15 protein-coding genes are annotated in these 14543 nt (G+C 58.4%); 2 read left to right on the top strand and 13 right to left on the bottom strand.

From position 1 onward, the window contains the following. Positions 1 to 446: 446 nt before the first annotated feature. The 8 genes from PMI30_RS25205 to oxdA all read right to left on the bottom strand — a co-directional run bounded on the left by PMI30_RS25205 (position 447) and on the right by oxdA (position 7514). Positions 447 to 1124 carry an energy-coupling factor ABC transporter permease gene (locus tag PMI30_RS25205; protein WP_008006384.1) on the bottom strand — a complete coding sequence of 226 codons (678 nt, stop codon included), beginning with the start codon at positions 1122 to 1124 and terminating at the stop codon, positions 447 to 449. 59 nt (positions 1125 to 1183) lie between these two features. Continuing rightward, a complete protein-coding gene (locus PMI30_RS25210) occupies positions 1184 to 1624 on the bottom strand; it encodes a nitrile hydratase accessory protein (RefSeq protein ID WP_008006383.1) in 441 nt (146 codons plus the stop codon). Continuing rightward, positions 1621 to 2274, bottom strand: a complete 654-nt coding sequence (gene nthB / locus PMI30_RS25215; RefSeq protein WP_008006382.1) for a nitrile hydratase subunit beta — start codon at positions 2272 to 2274, stop codon at positions 1621 to 1623. The genes PMI30_RS25210 and nthB overlap by 4 nt, the downstream gene beginning before the upstream one ends. A gap of 19 nt (positions 2275 to 2293) precedes the next feature. Further along, positions 2294 to 2926 carry a nitrile hydratase subunit alpha gene (gene nthA, locus PMI30_RS25220; protein ID WP_008006381.1) on the bottom strand — a complete coding sequence of 211 codons (633 nt, stop codon included), beginning with the start codon at positions 2924 to 2926 and terminating at the stop codon, positions 2294 to 2296. Positions 2927 to 3002: 76 nt separating this feature from the next. After that, entirely contained in the window at positions 3003 to 4517 is a 1515-nt protein-coding gene (locus PMI30_RS25225; RefSeq protein ID WP_008006379.1) for an amidase, read from the bottom strand. A gap of 302 nt (positions 4518 to 4819) precedes the next feature. Continuing rightward, positions 4820 to 5344 carry a group I truncated hemoglobin gene (locus tag PMI30_RS25230; RefSeq protein ID WP_008006377.1) on the bottom strand — a complete coding sequence of 175 codons (525 nt, stop codon included), beginning with the start codon at positions 5342 to 5344 and terminating at the stop codon, positions 4820 to 4822. A gap of 160 nt (positions 5345 to 5504) precedes the next feature. Next, positions 5505 to 6371, bottom strand: coding sequence for a transporter (locus PMI30_RS25235; protein ID WP_008006375.1), 867 nt, complete (start codon positions 6369 to 6371; stop codon positions 5505 to 5507). A gap of 87 nt (positions 6372 to 6458) precedes the next feature. Beyond that, the gene (gene oxdA / locus PMI30_RS25240) at positions 6459 to 7514 is read right to left on the bottom strand and encodes an aliphatic aldoxime dehydratase (RefSeq protein ID WP_008006373.1); all 1056 of its coding nucleotides are present in this window, start codon (positions 7512 to 7514) and stop codon (positions 6459 to 6461) included. 572 nt (positions 7515 to 8086) lie between these two features. On the opposite strand from oxdA, the gene PMI30_RS25245 reads away from it, so the two are divergent. Further along, positions 8087 to 9022: a helix-turn-helix domain-containing protein gene (locus PMI30_RS25245; RefSeq protein WP_008006369.1), complete on the top strand. Its 936-nt coding sequence runs from the start codon at positions 8087 to 8089 to the stop codon at positions 9020 to 9022. A gap of 85 nt (positions 9023 to 9107) precedes the next feature. Here the strand turns inward: PMI30_RS25245 and PMI30_RS25250 are convergent, their stop codons facing one another. The 5 genes from PMI30_RS25250 to PMI30_RS25270 form a co-directional block, all read right to left on the bottom strand. Further along, entirely contained in the window at positions 9108 to 9368 is a 261-nt protein-coding gene (locus tag PMI30_RS25250; protein ID WP_008006367.1) for a hypothetical protein, read from the bottom strand. A gap of 230 nt (positions 9369 to 9598) precedes the next feature. Continuing rightward, positions 9599 to 10621 carry a transketolase family protein gene (locus PMI30_RS25255; protein WP_008006365.1) on the bottom strand — a complete coding sequence of 341 codons (1023 nt, stop codon included), beginning with the start codon at positions 10619 to 10621 and terminating at the stop codon, positions 9599 to 9601. Then, positions 10618 to 11466 (bottom strand): transketolase, encoded by an 849-nt coding sequence (locus PMI30_RS25260; RefSeq protein WP_008006363.1) that lies wholly within the window; start codon positions 11464 to 11466, stop codon positions 10618 to 10620. The genes PMI30_RS25255 and PMI30_RS25260 overlap by 4 nt, the downstream gene beginning before the upstream one ends. Positions 11467 to 11483: 17 nt before the next feature. After that, positions 11484 to 12785, bottom strand: coding sequence for an MFS transporter (locus PMI30_RS25265; protein ID WP_008006361.1), 1302 nt, complete (start codon positions 12783 to 12785; stop codon positions 11484 to 11486). Positions 12786 to 12881: 96 nt separating this feature from the next. Continuing rightward, positions 12882 to 13631 carry an SDR family NAD(P)-dependent oxidoreductase gene (locus PMI30_RS25270; protein ID WP_008006358.1) on the bottom strand — a complete coding sequence of 250 codons (750 nt, stop codon included), beginning with the start codon at positions 13629 to 13631 and terminating at the stop codon, positions 12882 to 12884. Positions 13632 to 13822: 191 nt separating this feature from the next. Between PMI30_RS25270 and PMI30_RS25275 the strand changes: the two genes are divergently transcribed. Continuing rightward, a partial coding sequence (locus PMI30_RS25275; protein ID WP_008006356.1) for a LysR family transcriptional regulator occupies positions 13823 to 14543 on the top strand: 721 nt, incomplete at its 3' end.

Raw genomic sequence — 14543 nt, 5'->3', positions numbered from 1 at the left:
TCTTCTCAAACAGAAGGGAGTGGTGAACCGCGAGAGGAAGTGAGCGAGTCAGAGGGCGCTGAACGTTGTGGCGTTCAGCGCCATCGTCGATCGAACATTGTTGAAGCTTTATCAGGCGAGTCACTCAGAGCGAGAGACGACGTCACTATCCTTTTATCCGGTGATCGGGTTTGTAATTGCGCACTGATGCACCGGCGCGAAAGTCACCTATGGCGCTGCTTCGTCGCTTCTTGCAGCTGCATTCGAAAGTATCAGCTCAAATGTTGATATAGGGCATGTACCGGTGCGTCCTCAGACCGCCACTGCGGCGGGTGTTATTTCTGAAAAACATCAAACACCTCTGGTTTGCTCACGAGGTTTCGGGGCGGTTCTTGCTCTTGATGCCCCCGAGCATTACGGTCTTCGAATACCCGGGGACAGTCTGACCTGGACTGGAGTTTGTCGACTCAGGCGGACTGGTACAGACGGCGCTCGAGCAGCGTGCTACCACGCAGGCGATGTGTTGCCTTGGCACCGGCCAGCACGGCCAGGTCCAACAGCGGTTCGAGGGTGACGACGGTCATGTAGGCACTGCCGAAGGTCAGAATTGACATGGCGTTTTCGGCTGTGAAGCCTTGCCCGTAGAACGCCCAGAAGGCAACCCAGGCGACAATGCCCGCCTGGAAGGCAGTCGACAGCCCCAGAGCTTGTCTGTAGCTCAGTTCCACATACGGCGTGTCTGGCGCGATGATGCGTTTCGCCAGGGCGGCGACTGCGAACAGCGGTACCAGAAGGGTGGTGACGTTCATGCCGTATTGCGGCAGGTCGAATGGAGCGAAGAACAGACTCTGGATTAGCAGTCCCAGGGCGAGACCCGCTGCCGCAGGTGCGGCGCCGAGCAGCAGAAACAGCGTTGACCCCAGGATGAGATGGACCTCGGATACGCCGACTGGGTGGTGCGGTAGCAGCTCGAAGAAGCTGAATACCAGGGCCGTGGCAGTGACAGTGCGAGCCAGCAGCGAGAAGACACCACGCTCGCCCATGGCTTGGGCCGCGAGTTTGAGGGTGTAGGCGCCGGCACCTGCGGCAGTGACATAGCTCAGCCAGAGTTTTCCAGCTTCCACCAGGTTAGGTTCGATGTGCATGACGATTGCTCCTTGGCCGCTACGCGACCTCGAAAGTAAAAAACAGGACGACTCCGGCCTCAGCTTGTGGCCCGGCTGATCGCCACCGGCTCGTGCCGCGGCAGGTGTTCGTGCCCGTTTCCATGGGCTGGTGGGCAACTCGCATTGAGCAGCGTGACCGGTTGTCCATGGGGGGTATTCAAGTAAGCTTGCTGCCATTCCTCGGTGCGCCGGGTAATGTCTTCCATACCCGCTAAACCGAGTGTGGTGACCATTCTTTCCAACGCTGTGATCCACTGCCGGTAGTAAGTGTCGTTGAGGCTTTCTCCGGGTTGCGCCGGGGCAGCCTTGATCTCGTCGCTGAATACCTGCACCCAGTCCTTCCAGGGAAATAGACCGATTTGGTGCAGGTGTAGCAGCAAGGAAAAAGCCTGGGCCTGCCAAGGTTTGTCGAATACCGGGCCTTCATTGTCGAGAGACAGACCGGCTATGGGGGGGATGTGAGGCATGCTTGCGTTCATACGGCCTCCAGATAGTTGTCCCACAGATCAATGCAAACACTGTCCGGTCGCGCCACTCCCCACAGTTCTGTCGCACTGAAGCGAACGGCATAGACCTGTTGGGGTTGTTCGCCCAGACCGTGGGCCATCGTGTCTGGGGTGGCAAACGCGCCGTGTGCAATCTCGATGGTCCCGACCTTGCCGCGCGCGTAGCGCGGCAGTCGGGTGTGGGTGGTTAGGTTGAGGTTTTTCGTCCGTACCCGGTCACCGACCCGGAAGCGGCCGCAGACAGGTTCCTTTGCCCGGGAAGAGGCGCCTCCGAGGATCACCGCCTCGACGATGTCCGGTGTTAGCACCGTTGGGGGCTGTGCCGGTGAGGTCGGTTTGACCGTGCCCTGCAGTTCGGCAGTGCTGATCACGCCTTTTTCCAGCAGCAGGGTCTCGAAGGCGTGAAGCCAGTGTTCGTAGTAACTCGACTGCAAGTATTCAGCCGGTTCCATGCGTTCAATGGAGTGTCGGAACTCGTCGACATTGAAGTGTCCGCCGACGAAGAGCGAGGCGAACAGCGGAAAGATCCTGCGTTCCCAGTCGTGATGGAAGACCGGTTCATTTTCTTCGGTGAGCACTGGGCCGAAACCGTGCATACCGCCTAAGTCGTGTACACCGTTCATGGTTTTCTCCTTCTCGGGTTCAGGCTTCGTCGCCCGGCGTCTTGGGCAGGCCGGTGCCGATCATGGCGTCACGCGTCACGAGCTCGACCAGGCGTTCCTCGCTCCAGCCGTCAGTGCCCGCCGGACGTTCCGGCAGTACCAGGTAGCGCAACTCAGCACTGCTGTCCCAGACGCGAACTTCCTTGTCATTGGGAATAAGCAAACCGAATTCGGCCAGCACGCTGCGCGGATCGATGACTATCCGTGAGCGATAGGGCGCGGATTTGTACCAGGCTGGGGGCAGGCCCAGGGTCGGCCAGGGGTAGCAGGAGCACAGCGTACAGACCGTCACGTTGTGCACGGTCGCGGTGTTCTCCACTACCACCATGTCTTCGCCCTGCACGCCGGAAAAACCCAGTTCGGCAATGGCCGCAGTGGCATCTTCCAGCAGCCGATGTTTGTAATCGGGATCGAACCAGGCCTTGGCGACCACCTGAGCGCCGTTGCGCGGGCCGACCTTGTGCTGGTAAGTGTCCACCAGAGCATCCATGGCGGTTGGGTCGACCAAACCCTTTTCTATCAACAGGGACTCGAGCGCCTTGACACGCAAGGCGATGGCCTCGGGGGGCTCGGTGTGATCGTGATCGTGATGATGTTCGTGCGTATGGCTCATGTATTGGCTCCTCTGAAGTTGATACTCACTTTCAGTGCGACTTGCCGGTGTTTGCTCGCCAATGCGATGTGCAGGTTTACAACGTCCGCCAATCGACAGAGGCCTCGAATGCAGCTGCAGCTTGATAGAGGGTGCCTTCCGCATAATGTCTTCCGACAAACATCAGCCCCACGGGCAGTCCGTCCACCAGACCACAAGGGATCGACATGGCGGGGTGCCCGGTAATGTCCTGAGCGGCGGTGTTGCCTAACATCTCCAACGCACGAGTGACGGTCTCGGTGATTGAAGAACCCGGTTCAGGGAGCGGCTGGGCGGTGATTGGCACGGTCGGCATGACGAGCAGGTCATAGGTGTTCAACGCCTTGTCATAGGCAGCTCGGGCAAAGCGCGCAATGTTCTGGGCCTTGGCGTAGTAGCGACCGTTGTAGCGCTCCAGACCGAACTGACCCACGAACATGCAAAGCTTGAGTGACGGGGACAATGCGTTCGCCTGATCGCGCCAACCGGCCTGTTTGTCCAGCAGGCCCACGTCGTAAAGCCCCTTCCAGTTAAAACCCGCTCCGTTGCCATGCATCATTTGCATGGTCAGGCCTTCACAGCCGATAGGGCTCCACAACGATCCCGCCAGGGTGTGTTCGGGAACCGAGACCTCCTCGACCCGCGCGCCCAACGCCTCGAGCCGGGCGATAGCGCTGCGCACCTTTTCTGCAATACGTGGATCCTGGTTAGCGAGTTGGAAGCCTTCCTGGAGAACCCCGATCCTGAGTCCGATCACGCCTCGTTCCAAGTAATCGCTATAGGTGTCGACCTCGGGAGCGGTCTGGCGAGGGTCGAGCCCGTCGGCTCCGGCCATCACTTCGAGCATGAGGGCGTTATCGCGTACGTTGCTCGTCAGGGGGCCGACATGGTCGAAAGTGGACTCGATCGCCATGACGCCGGTATAGGGTACCAGACCGAAGGTGGGCTTCATTCCGTAAATGCCGCACCATGCTGCCGGAATGCGGATGGAGCCGCCCTGGTCTCCACCGACAGCCAGGTCGACCTCGCCCGACGCCACAAGCGCCGCGCTGCCGGAAGACGAGCCGCCGGTCGTGAAACCATGGCGAAAAGGGTTGTGCACGGGAGCTGGGTCTGAGGTATGGCTACCGCCGGAGAGGCAGTAATGTTCACATGTGGCTTTGCCGAGGATGGTTGCGCCAGCGTCGAGCAGACGCATCACCACGGTGGCATCAAACGACGGTACGAAACCCTCCAGTGGTGCGGCACCGTTCATCATCGGGACACCGGCCAGAGAGATATTGTCTTTGAGCGCAACCGTCTTGCCGGCAAGCTTGCCCGAACTGGCGCCCATCACCTCCGTTCTGTAGTACCACGCATTCAGCGGATTATCCGTACTTGAAGGGCGGTAACCTGCACTGCGCTCGTAGCGCACTGGAGGGATGAAGTCTGGCAACTCATCGACTAGATCGTAGGCATCAAAACTGGATTGCATAAGCGCCAGGTATTCGCTGGCTTGCTCGGGGGTCAGCTGTATGTGCAGACGGTTGGCGAGATCCTGCACTTGTTCGAGAGTCGGGCGAATGATGGCCATAGGGTGTCCTGTTTCCTGTGCCAACCCGTAAGGTTGGCAATGTTTGTTCAAACGTCATCTCGGCGATGCCCGGGCACGATGTGCACTATTGGCGACGTCGCGGCCGGGGCTGGTATCAAGCTATCTCCGCAGATTGAGCGGTGCTTGGTTGAGGAGGACATTCGCTTGGTTGAGCGGGACTCGGGGGCCCGTTTATAGCCACGCCACGGTAGCCGTCGGCTGCCAGAGCAAGCTCTCGGCAGCATGGAGGGCACCCCATGGATACGCCTCCATGGGTGTGGCTCAGGTTGGTGACGAGCGTGTCAGTTCTCGGATTCAGGCGTGGTCGGTTTCTGAGATGACTTCCCGGGTTTCGGCCAGAAAACCCCAACGCTCTTCATTCCTTTGGCTGGGTCCATTTCCGGGTGCGCGAGTACGACGTCCCGATAAGAGGGGCTCCCAATCACCGCCGGCTTGAACTTGATGAGGAAGTCATTGACCTCCTTGCGCAGATCCGGGGCCAGACCGTAGTCGTCGTAGCACGCCTCCAGACAATCGAGCACCGCTTGCCAGTGCACCTCGGTCAGACCCATCCCGCGATGCGCGGTGACCATGTCTCTACCCCTGTATTTGGCGCTTCCACCCCAGTGCTCGGAAAGGAAATCGACAAAATTGATGTGTTCCTTCTGGAACGTCGATTCCGACATATGGGCCCAGATGTGCCCGATGGCGGGGTGCCCCATTGTTTTTCTCAGAACTGCACCTGCGAACTGATAAATAGCGTCATAGCCGCCAAGACGGGTATAGAGGGACAGTTGTTGTTCCATGGTGGGTTGCTGGTCGGTCATTGTCTGGTTACTCCGTGTCAGGTTAGAGGCATCTCATTAGCCAACTGTCGCGTTGGCCCGATTGATACGGGATGCGAAGTCGTGCGATGGAGCCAGGTTGACTTCGTCGTTGGGCACACGTTTGGTTGATAAGGACAACGGGTGGTAGAGACGGGCGGGTCTAAAAGACCCTGACGTAGCGCAGGTTCATGCGAAAGTTCTCTTTGGGGCCGTTCTCCACCGCAAGGTCGCGTCCAAGTTGCACTTGGAGTTGGTCCTTGGCGGTAAAAAACTTTCTGGCCGTGAAGCGGACGTTGGTGGTTTCCATCCTGTCGTCCTGGTTGACACCGTCGATCTGGTTTTCCCCGCCCCAACTGTGGCCGAAGCCGATAGCCAGCGCAGAGGTCTCGTCGGGCATGTAGCGGCCCATTAACTGGGCACCGTAGGAAACGTCCTGCTCCCGGCGGGCTGAGCTGGCGCCGAAGTCGTTGTTGTCTCCGTACCAGATGGCGTCACCGACGAGGTCGATGGCCCACTTCTCCGTGAAGTGCTTGACGTAAGCGGCCTGGAGATCAAACTTCCAACGGTTCTCGCCAAGGTTGAGCGCGTCGTCTTTGTCATAGTTGCCAGTCGGCACGTACAAGTAAGCGGTCGCACCGAGGGTGTCGTTGGCGTCGTTGAGACGGTACTTGAGCGGCGCTGTAAGAATGAGGTCGCCGATGCCGCTGGCGTCGCCTAGACCAGACGCGTCACCACCGCCTGAGACATGACCGAAGGGCAACAGGAATTGCGGCTCGATGGTTAGTCGCTCGCTCAACTGGTAGACGTGCAGCAGACGCAGAATGCCGACATCGGAAGTCAGGTTGAAATCGGAACTGGTCTTGTGCCCGTTGGAATAGGCTTTGTCTGTGGTGGCGTGCTGGTAGTAGACGACGCCGATGGTCGCTCCCACGGGGAGTGGCTCGTAATCGCCAGGATCCACCTCGAGCGCGTGGGAGGAAAGGCTGGGGAGGAGGGCTGCAAGCGACAGGTAGCGGAACCGTTTCATGATCGAAGATCCTTTTTTCGGGCAAAAAGAGCCCCGCTATCGCCAGTCAGGCAACGCGCAGGGCTAAAAGTGGAGTCAGCGATGGAGTCAGGTGGGCGACACTTGCGCGTCGCGCATCATCCCGGTCTGTGGGTGGCAGTTGATGTACTCGAACAGTTGCTGGCTACCGTCCGCTACCGAGACCTCGTGATACAGCCGCAGCTTCGAAAGGCCTCCGATCACGCGGAAGAAGGTGGTGAAAATGCGTAGGTGAGTGGGATGGGATTCCGCCCAGCGCTCCAGTTTGTCGAGCGATCGCCAGTGACCGATGTCATAGGCGATGTCGAGGAGATTGCCGTCAAGGTCGACATTGCGTACGAAGCGGTTGCTATAGCAGCCCAGCGCCTGCCCCTCGTCACGCAGGAAGTTCATGCCGTCTTGCAGTGGCGGCAGCATCTCGTTGAAATAGAGCGCGCGCTCTTCCTCGCCGGCTTCGACCCAGTCTTGTCCGGAACGGATCAGCGTCAGGTTGTCGTGGCCACGTACCACGACCCTGCCTCCCTTGGCGGGATCGCCTGAAATGACTTGTAGTTCGCTGGTCGGCTGCATCCAGTCGGTCTGTGAGATAGCAAAGCGGTCGCGCGCCGAGCCCCAGTAGCCGTGCTCCTCAATCTCGCCGCTGATGCCGTCCATGACCGCACCGACACCTGGCAAATCGTCCTTGAATGCATACAGCGTCTCGAACTGCTCGGCACGTGGTGCGATGACTTCGCGGAAATACCCCAACCCCTCGTTCAGGCGCGCATCGTCGCCCCACCAATCGGCCACAGGCGCTGAAAGTAGCCAGCGGTGATAGGCGGCGGGATCACGCCAGTAGCCCACGGCGATGAAGTTTCCATAACCCTGATTGTCGAGGTGGTAGGTCAGGTCGTGATTCCCTGGGCCATCGGCGAGGGCAAAGCTTGCATCAATGTAGCGCATGGCTTGCAGGGCGGCGGCGCGTTGCTCGTCACGAAATTGCACCCCGAGGTAAGCCATCACAACTTGCTTCACGTTTTCATCAGCTCGCCCCACAAACATCGGGAAGGGTGGCTTGTAATCGTCGTGAACACGACGGGACAAAGTCCGGGGACATTTAAGATGTTTATCGATTGCAGATTCCATGGGGGCTCCTTTATTTCCGTCTCAAACGGACGGTTCGCTGTTCTACATCCCAGTGGATGTGGTTGTTTTGCGAGTGGGACCACTCCATCGGCGTTGCAGCGCGAGGGTCCCGAGTTGCAGTAGGTAAGTGGCAAACTCTTCGGGTGCCATGTCCCATCGCTGTAAAAACCAGGACGAATCGGACAGTCGCTGCTGTTCTCGTAGTTGCATGAGCCACCTCGTCATTCGTGTTTGTAGGGACACGGCATGGAGTGAAAATTATCGAGGGGGGATGGAATGCGCTTGGCTCGAATGGACAACCGTTTGGTTAAAAAGGACAGGTGTAAATGGCCGGCATATCTATGCGCAGCAATGGTGCGGAGCTTGTGAAAAAAGGTGCGATTCGCCCCGGGAAGTTGCATGGGGACTGTTTAGGAAGATCTACCCACTTACACGCCAGCCAAGTATTTCGGTGGCCATCTTGTAGTGCGTCTGGCAGCTGGAATGAGGCCATGAGGGTGGCCTGCTAATTGCTTGGCTCGCAAAAACGTTACCCCGCTTTTTTGTTGAATCGCTGCCGATAGGTGAATGCAATGAGCCAGACATGTCACTATTCGACCCTTGCCGTAACGGCACCACTCCGGTTTGATTACTGGAAAGATGTGGTCTGTCATCACTGCCTGGACGCCGACAGCAAACTGCTGGCGCAGAGCGATTTCGACGGGGTGCTGGAGGTGCATAGCATGGGGGCATTGGACATTTGCACGTTGTCCGCCCCCTTGCACTATTGGGAGCGTTCCGCCCAGCACCTGCGCAGTGATCCTAATGACGATTTGTGGTTGGGCTTTACCCGGAGCGGTTACGGCGAACTGGAGCAGGCTGACCGACGGACGAAGCTCACCGCGGATGATCTGTTTCTTTATGACGCATCCCAGCCGTTCAGATTCAGCTTCGGTGGTACTGATAACCACCTTGTCCGCATTCCGCGACAACTGCTCAGTCAGCGCTTGCCCTCCATAGCAGATTGCACCGCTGTGGTTCTGGATGATCGTCGCCCAGGGGTGATTCCGTTACGCGAGATGTTACGCCAGGCCGCGAGTATGCCTTCAGGCTTCCATAACACAGGAGTATCCAGTCGTTACTCCAGCACGTTGCTCGACCTTCTGGTGGTCAGCCTGGAACTCCAGGATTTAAAGCAGACTCATGACGAGTTGGATCTGCATGGCCGGATCATGAATTACATCCACCGGTATTTGAGCGAGGCGGACCTGTCGCTCGAACGCATTGCTCAAGCCCACCATGTCTCCACGCGCACTGTGACGCGCGCTTTCGCCCGTCATCAGAAATCGCCGGTCGCAGAAATCTGGAAGGCGCGATTGCTCGCCAGCCGCGACGCTATTGAGCGCGGTCAAGTCCGCAGTATTTCTCAGGCGGCGCTGGATTTCGGCTTCTCCGACTTCTCTCATTTCAGCCACGCTTTTCGCAAGGCCTTTGGCGTTGCTCCCCATACTCTCCTGCGACGAGAGTGAAAGGGGGGGGCTTTATCGCTTCTGAAGCGAAAGATATTGAAGGTGATCATTCGAGAGGCGTGTGCAGCGACTGGCTGGCATTAAATTATGTGCGGGAAAACAACAGCTTCAAGCCTGCGGCTCCAAATACCAAGGCGAGGGTGCCTTCGATCCATCGGCGCGCCCTGCGATAACCCCGAATCATCGGAGCTGTCGAGAAAACGATCGCATAGCTGCAGAAAAAATAGTGATGCTCAAGACGGTGCATGGCAACGCCCATGATTCGCATGTTGCTGGGGCCAGGGCTGGCAGCTCCCACAATGTAGGCTGTGAATACCAGCAGTAAGTGGTGCAGATCAAATGACATTCTTAGACTCTGGAAGAATGCATGGCAGCCAGCAGCTCAAGAGGTTCCAACGTGCAAGTCATTCCATCAGTTGCCCAAATCCGAGCCATTCGCCTCTAGTTTCTCCTCGGAAATTTTTTGTTCGGTGCAGCCTTTTCAGGCATAACGCTTACCCCAAAGCAGACTGTCGGTGCTCAAGGGGGATGTCCCCCTTGCCAGGGGGCTGATTCAGCCCCCTGCAGTTTTAACCCCTATAACCAACCCTTGATCTGCGCGCGCACAGCCTGGGTGGAAATACCGTAGCGATCGTGCAACGTCGGAAGTGCGCCAGCATCGAGAAACGCGTCAGGCAGCGCTATTTGTCTGAATGTCGGCGTGACCCCATTGCGCAACAGCACGGCTGCCACTGCTTCGCCCAATCCGCCGATGATGGAGTGGTTTTCGGCAGTCACTACCAGTCGTCCCGGCTTTCTGGCCTCAGCCAGAATAGTCTGCTCATCCAAAGGCTTGATGGTGGGAACGTGAAGCACCGCGACATCCACACCGTCAGCCTGAAGTTCATTGGCTGCTTCCAGGGCGCGCATTGTCATCAAACCGGTGGAAATGATTAAAACCTCATTGCCCGTACGCAGAGTCTTGGCTTTGCCGATCTCGAATTTATAGCCATATTCGTCGAGCACCAGCGGTACGTTGCCGCGCAGTAACCGCATGTAGACTGGCCCTTGGTGCGCGGCAATGGCGGGCACGGCTTGTTCGATTTCCAAGGCATCGCAGGGGTCAACGATCATCAGGTTCGGCATGGCGCGGAAGATTGCCAGATCATCCGTTGCCTGGTGGCTGGGGCCGTACCCGGTGGTCAGGCCCGGCAGACCGCAGACAATTTTAACGTTGAGGTTTTCCTCGGCAATCGCCATGCAGATGAAGTCATAGGCCCGGCGCGAAGCAAACACTGCGTAAGTGGTGGCGAAGGGCACAAACCCCTCCCGAGCCATGCCGGCTGCCGCGCTCATCAACAGTTGCTCAGCCATGCCCATCTGGTAGAAACGCTCCGGGTGCGCCTTCGCAAAAATGTGCAGGTCAGTGTATTTGGACAAGTCAGCCGATAAACCCACGATGTCCTGGCGCTGGTCCGCGAGTGCGGCCAGTGCGTGGCCGAATGGCGCTGGTTTTGTGGCCTGGCCTTCAGCGGCAATCGAAGCAATCATTGCCGAGGTCGTCAGCTTTTTCTTCGCCGCTGCGGGCACCTGAACGTTAGTCTTGTGTGCGTTGTTCATACTGTTTTGCCTTCTTCCAGGTTGTTCAGGGCCACATCCCATTCATGCTCATCTACGCGGATGAAGTGAGTCTTTTCGCGGGTTTCCAGAAACGGCACGCCTTTGCCCATCTTGGTATCGCAGATGATGACGCGCGGCTGTGCGGCGGGATGGCTGCGGGCTGCGTCGAACGCTTTGACCAAAGCGTCCAGGTCGTTACCGTCTACCCGCTGGGTAAACCAGCCAAAGGCTTGCCATCGGTCAACGATGGGTTCAAATGCCAGCACCTCGCTGGAGTGTCCGTCGGCTTGCTGGTTGTTGATATCGACGATGGCGATCAGGTTGTCGAGTTTCCAGTGCGAAGCTGACATGACCGCTTCCCAGGTAGAGCCCTCATTCAGCTCGCCATCCGATAGCAGGTTGTAAACGAAAGAGCTGGACTGTTTGCGCTTCAAACCCAGGCAGGCGCCCACTGCGATGCCCAGACCCTGGCCCAGCGAGCCGCCGGTGATCTCCATGCCGGGAGTGTATGCGGCCATGCCGGACATGGGCAGGCGGCTGTCATCCGAACCGTAGGTTTCAAGCTCATCCAGTGGAATGATTTGCGCCTCGATCAGCGCGGCATACAGCGCAATCGCGTAGTGACCGATGGAGAGGTAGAAGCGATCACGCTGTTCCCACTCGGGGTCTTCGGGCTTGTAGTTCAAGGCATGAAAGTACGACACGGCCAGCAAGTCTGCCGCGCCCAGCGCCTGGCCGACATAGCCCTGACCCTGGACTTGGCCCATGCGCAAGGCATGGTGGCGAATGTTATGTGCGCGCTGCACCAGTGTGGTGGAGGACGCGCGAGATAAGGTGGCAGTCATGGAAATTCTCCGTTAACTCAACGATTGACCGAAGCAGCAGGAATACGCAGCACCAAACAGGCACCGATGCACAGCACACCGGTAATCAGGTACATGCCGATGGCGCTCGAACCGGTCGTGGTGGTGATCCAACCAATCAGGTAGGGCGAGCAGAAACCCGCCAGATTGGCAAAGCTGTTGATTCCAGCGATCCCCGCAGCGGCAGATACGCCACCGAGCAAGGTGGTAGGCAGCATCCAGAACAGTGAAGACGCAGACAGCACGCCGGCCGCCGCAAGACACAGGCACAACACCGACAGCATCAGGTTGGTGCCGAACACCGCCGCCAACGTGAGGCCCAGCGCGCCGGCAATCATCGGCGCCACCAGATGCCAGCGGCGCTCCTGGTGCTTGTCGCCGCTGCGCCCCATCAGCACCATCGCGACGATGGCGCACAGGTAGGGGAGGCTGGTGAGCAAGCCGATGTGCATCGGATCGGCAACACCGGCATTACGGATAAGTGTAGGCAGCCAGAAGGTGATCGCGTATTGGCCCATGACCACGCAAAAGTAGATGCAGGCGAGGATCCACAGCCGGCGGTCGCGCAGGAATGCTCCGACCGATGCATGGGTGACTTTGCGGCTGTTGTCCTCGGCCAGTTCTTTGCTAACCAGCGCTTTTTCTTCATCGGTGAGCCAAGTCGCCTGGTGCACGCCATCCTTGAGGTAAGCCAGCACCATCAGGCCAACGATGACGGTCGGAATGGCTTCGATCACGAACATCCACTGCCAGCCCGCCCAGCCATGAACGCCGGCGAACTGGGTCATGATGTAGCCTGAGAGCGGCCCGCCGATCATTCCCGAGAGCGGAATGGCGATGAACCACAGCACGGTCATTTTGGCGCGGCGGTAGGAGGGGAACCAGTAGGTGAGGTAGAGCAGCAGGCCCGGTGCGAGACCGGCTTCGGCGATACCGAGCAGAAAGCGCAGCGTATAGAACTGCCAGGCCGTTTCTACGAAGGCGAAGAGGGCGGAGATAATCCCCCACGAAATCATGATGCGCGCGATCCAGCGACGGGCACCGACCTTGTGGAGGATAAGGTTGCTCGGCACTTCGCAGAGGAAATAGCCAAGAAAGAACACGCCCGCGCCGAGCCCGTATACGGTTTCGCTCAGGGACAGGTCATTCATCATCTGCAGCTTTGCAAACCCGACGTTTACCCGGTCCAGGTAGGCGCACAGGTAGCACAACATCAGGAAAGGCATCAATCGCCAGGCAGTCTTGCGATACGCGCTTGAGCGCACTGTGGACACAGTGTCGAGCGTCATGGTGGTCATCATGAGGGTCTGATCTCTTGTTTTTATAGAACGTCGCGCTTGAAGCCCGACGTATCTTCGATCCAGAACTTAATGGACAGCGGGTGGTGACACCTGTGGTCAGTGGATCAACATGCCGCCGTTTACATCCAGCGTGATGCCGGTGAGGTAAGAGGACAAGTCGCTGGCGAGAAACAGTGCCGCATTGGCAACATCCTGCGCTGCACCAAGCCGACCCAGCGGGATGCTTTCGATGATCGCGTGGCGGCGCTCATCCTGCATCAGGCCACCGGTGATGTCGGTATGGATCAGGCCTGGGGTAATGGAGTTGACGCGAATGTTGTCCGCGCCAAATTCGCGGGCCATGGCCTTGCCCAGTCCAAGCACACCGGCTTTGGCTGCACTGTAGTGCGGGCCACCGAAAATGCCGCCGCCGCGCTGGGCCGATACGGATGACATGCAGACGATGCTGCCCGCAGCCTGAGCGCGCATCACCGGAATCACTGCCTGGGACATCAACAGCGTGCCGCGCAGGCTCACATCCAGGACCTTGTCGTAATCGCTGGGGCGAATGTCCAGGGTCTTGATTGGCTGGGTGATGCCGGCATTGTTGACGAGTATGTCGATACGACCGTAGTGCTCGAGCACCTTGGCGACGGCTGCCTGGACTTGTGTCTCATCGGCGACGTTGGCAGCCAGGCCCAGATGGCCTTCGCCGAGGGTGGCCGCGGCGTCACGGGCGGCGGATTCGTCGAGATCCAGGATCACAACGCGGGCGCCGTGTTGGGCGAAGGTGAGCGCTGTTGCGCGGCCGATACCGCGTGCGGATGCAGCGCCAGTAATAATCGCGATTTTGCCTTGAAGAAGCATGAGGGGTACCTCTGATTGTTTTTATGGTTCGATTCAGCGATCGATGACTCAGGGTGGTCCCCGTCGGCAGGCTGAGCAATAACGCAAACGTCACTGCTACATGAATAAAATTCAGCACTCGTCAATGCACACCGTAAATGCTTGAATGACACGATCCGCCCGAGACCAAAAAAACAATAGGCTGAATACCGATGCGCCAGGACGATCTCCCTTCATCCCATCTGCCACCGCTGAGAGCCATTCAAGCCTTCGAGCAGACTGCCCGTTTTGGCAACCTGGCAAGAGCCGCCGAAGTGCTCGACCTCACGCCGTCAGCGATCAGCCACCAATTGGCCAAGCTAGAGGTGATGATTGGTCGACAGTTGTTTGTGCGGGCAGCGCGTGGGGTGACCCTGACGCCAGTGGGTGAGCAGTACTTGAAGGACATTTCCGGTCTGTTGCAGAGCCTTGAGGTCGCCACCGAGCGGGCAGCGAGTGACGTCAGCATGGATTGCCTGCGGCTGCATTCCTCCCCCAGCTTTGGCTTACTCTGGCTGATGCCGCGGTTGGAGTCGTTTCGCTTGAGCAATCCGGACATCCAGATCAATTTGTCCTGCTCCTATGAATCGCTGCACTTCAGTCAGGACAAGATCGATGTCGATATTCGTCACGGCCGGCCTAATTGGCCCAGCTATGAAGTGCGCACCGTGCGTAACGAAAGTTTCGCTGTGCTGGCCTCGCCCAAGCTGATCGCGCGCTGCGCGGTAAAAAACGCAGCAGATCTTCTGGCGCAAGAGCTGATCCTTTCCGAAGCAACCTTGCTCAGATGGCCTGAGTGGTTCGCCCAGCATGGCCTCGCGCGCCCCGAAAAGCCCTACGCCTTGAGTTTCGACCGGTCCTATATGAGCCTGGAAGCCGCGAGCCACGGCTTTT

Source organism: Pseudomonas sp. GM50 (assembly GCF_000282375.1).
GTDB lineage: Bacteria > Pseudomonadota > Gammaproteobacteria > Pseudomonadales > Pseudomonadaceae > Aquipseudomonas.
The sequence above is the reverse complement of the archived record's forward strand: the minus strand, read 5'-3'. Positions and strand labels throughout refer to the sequence as shown.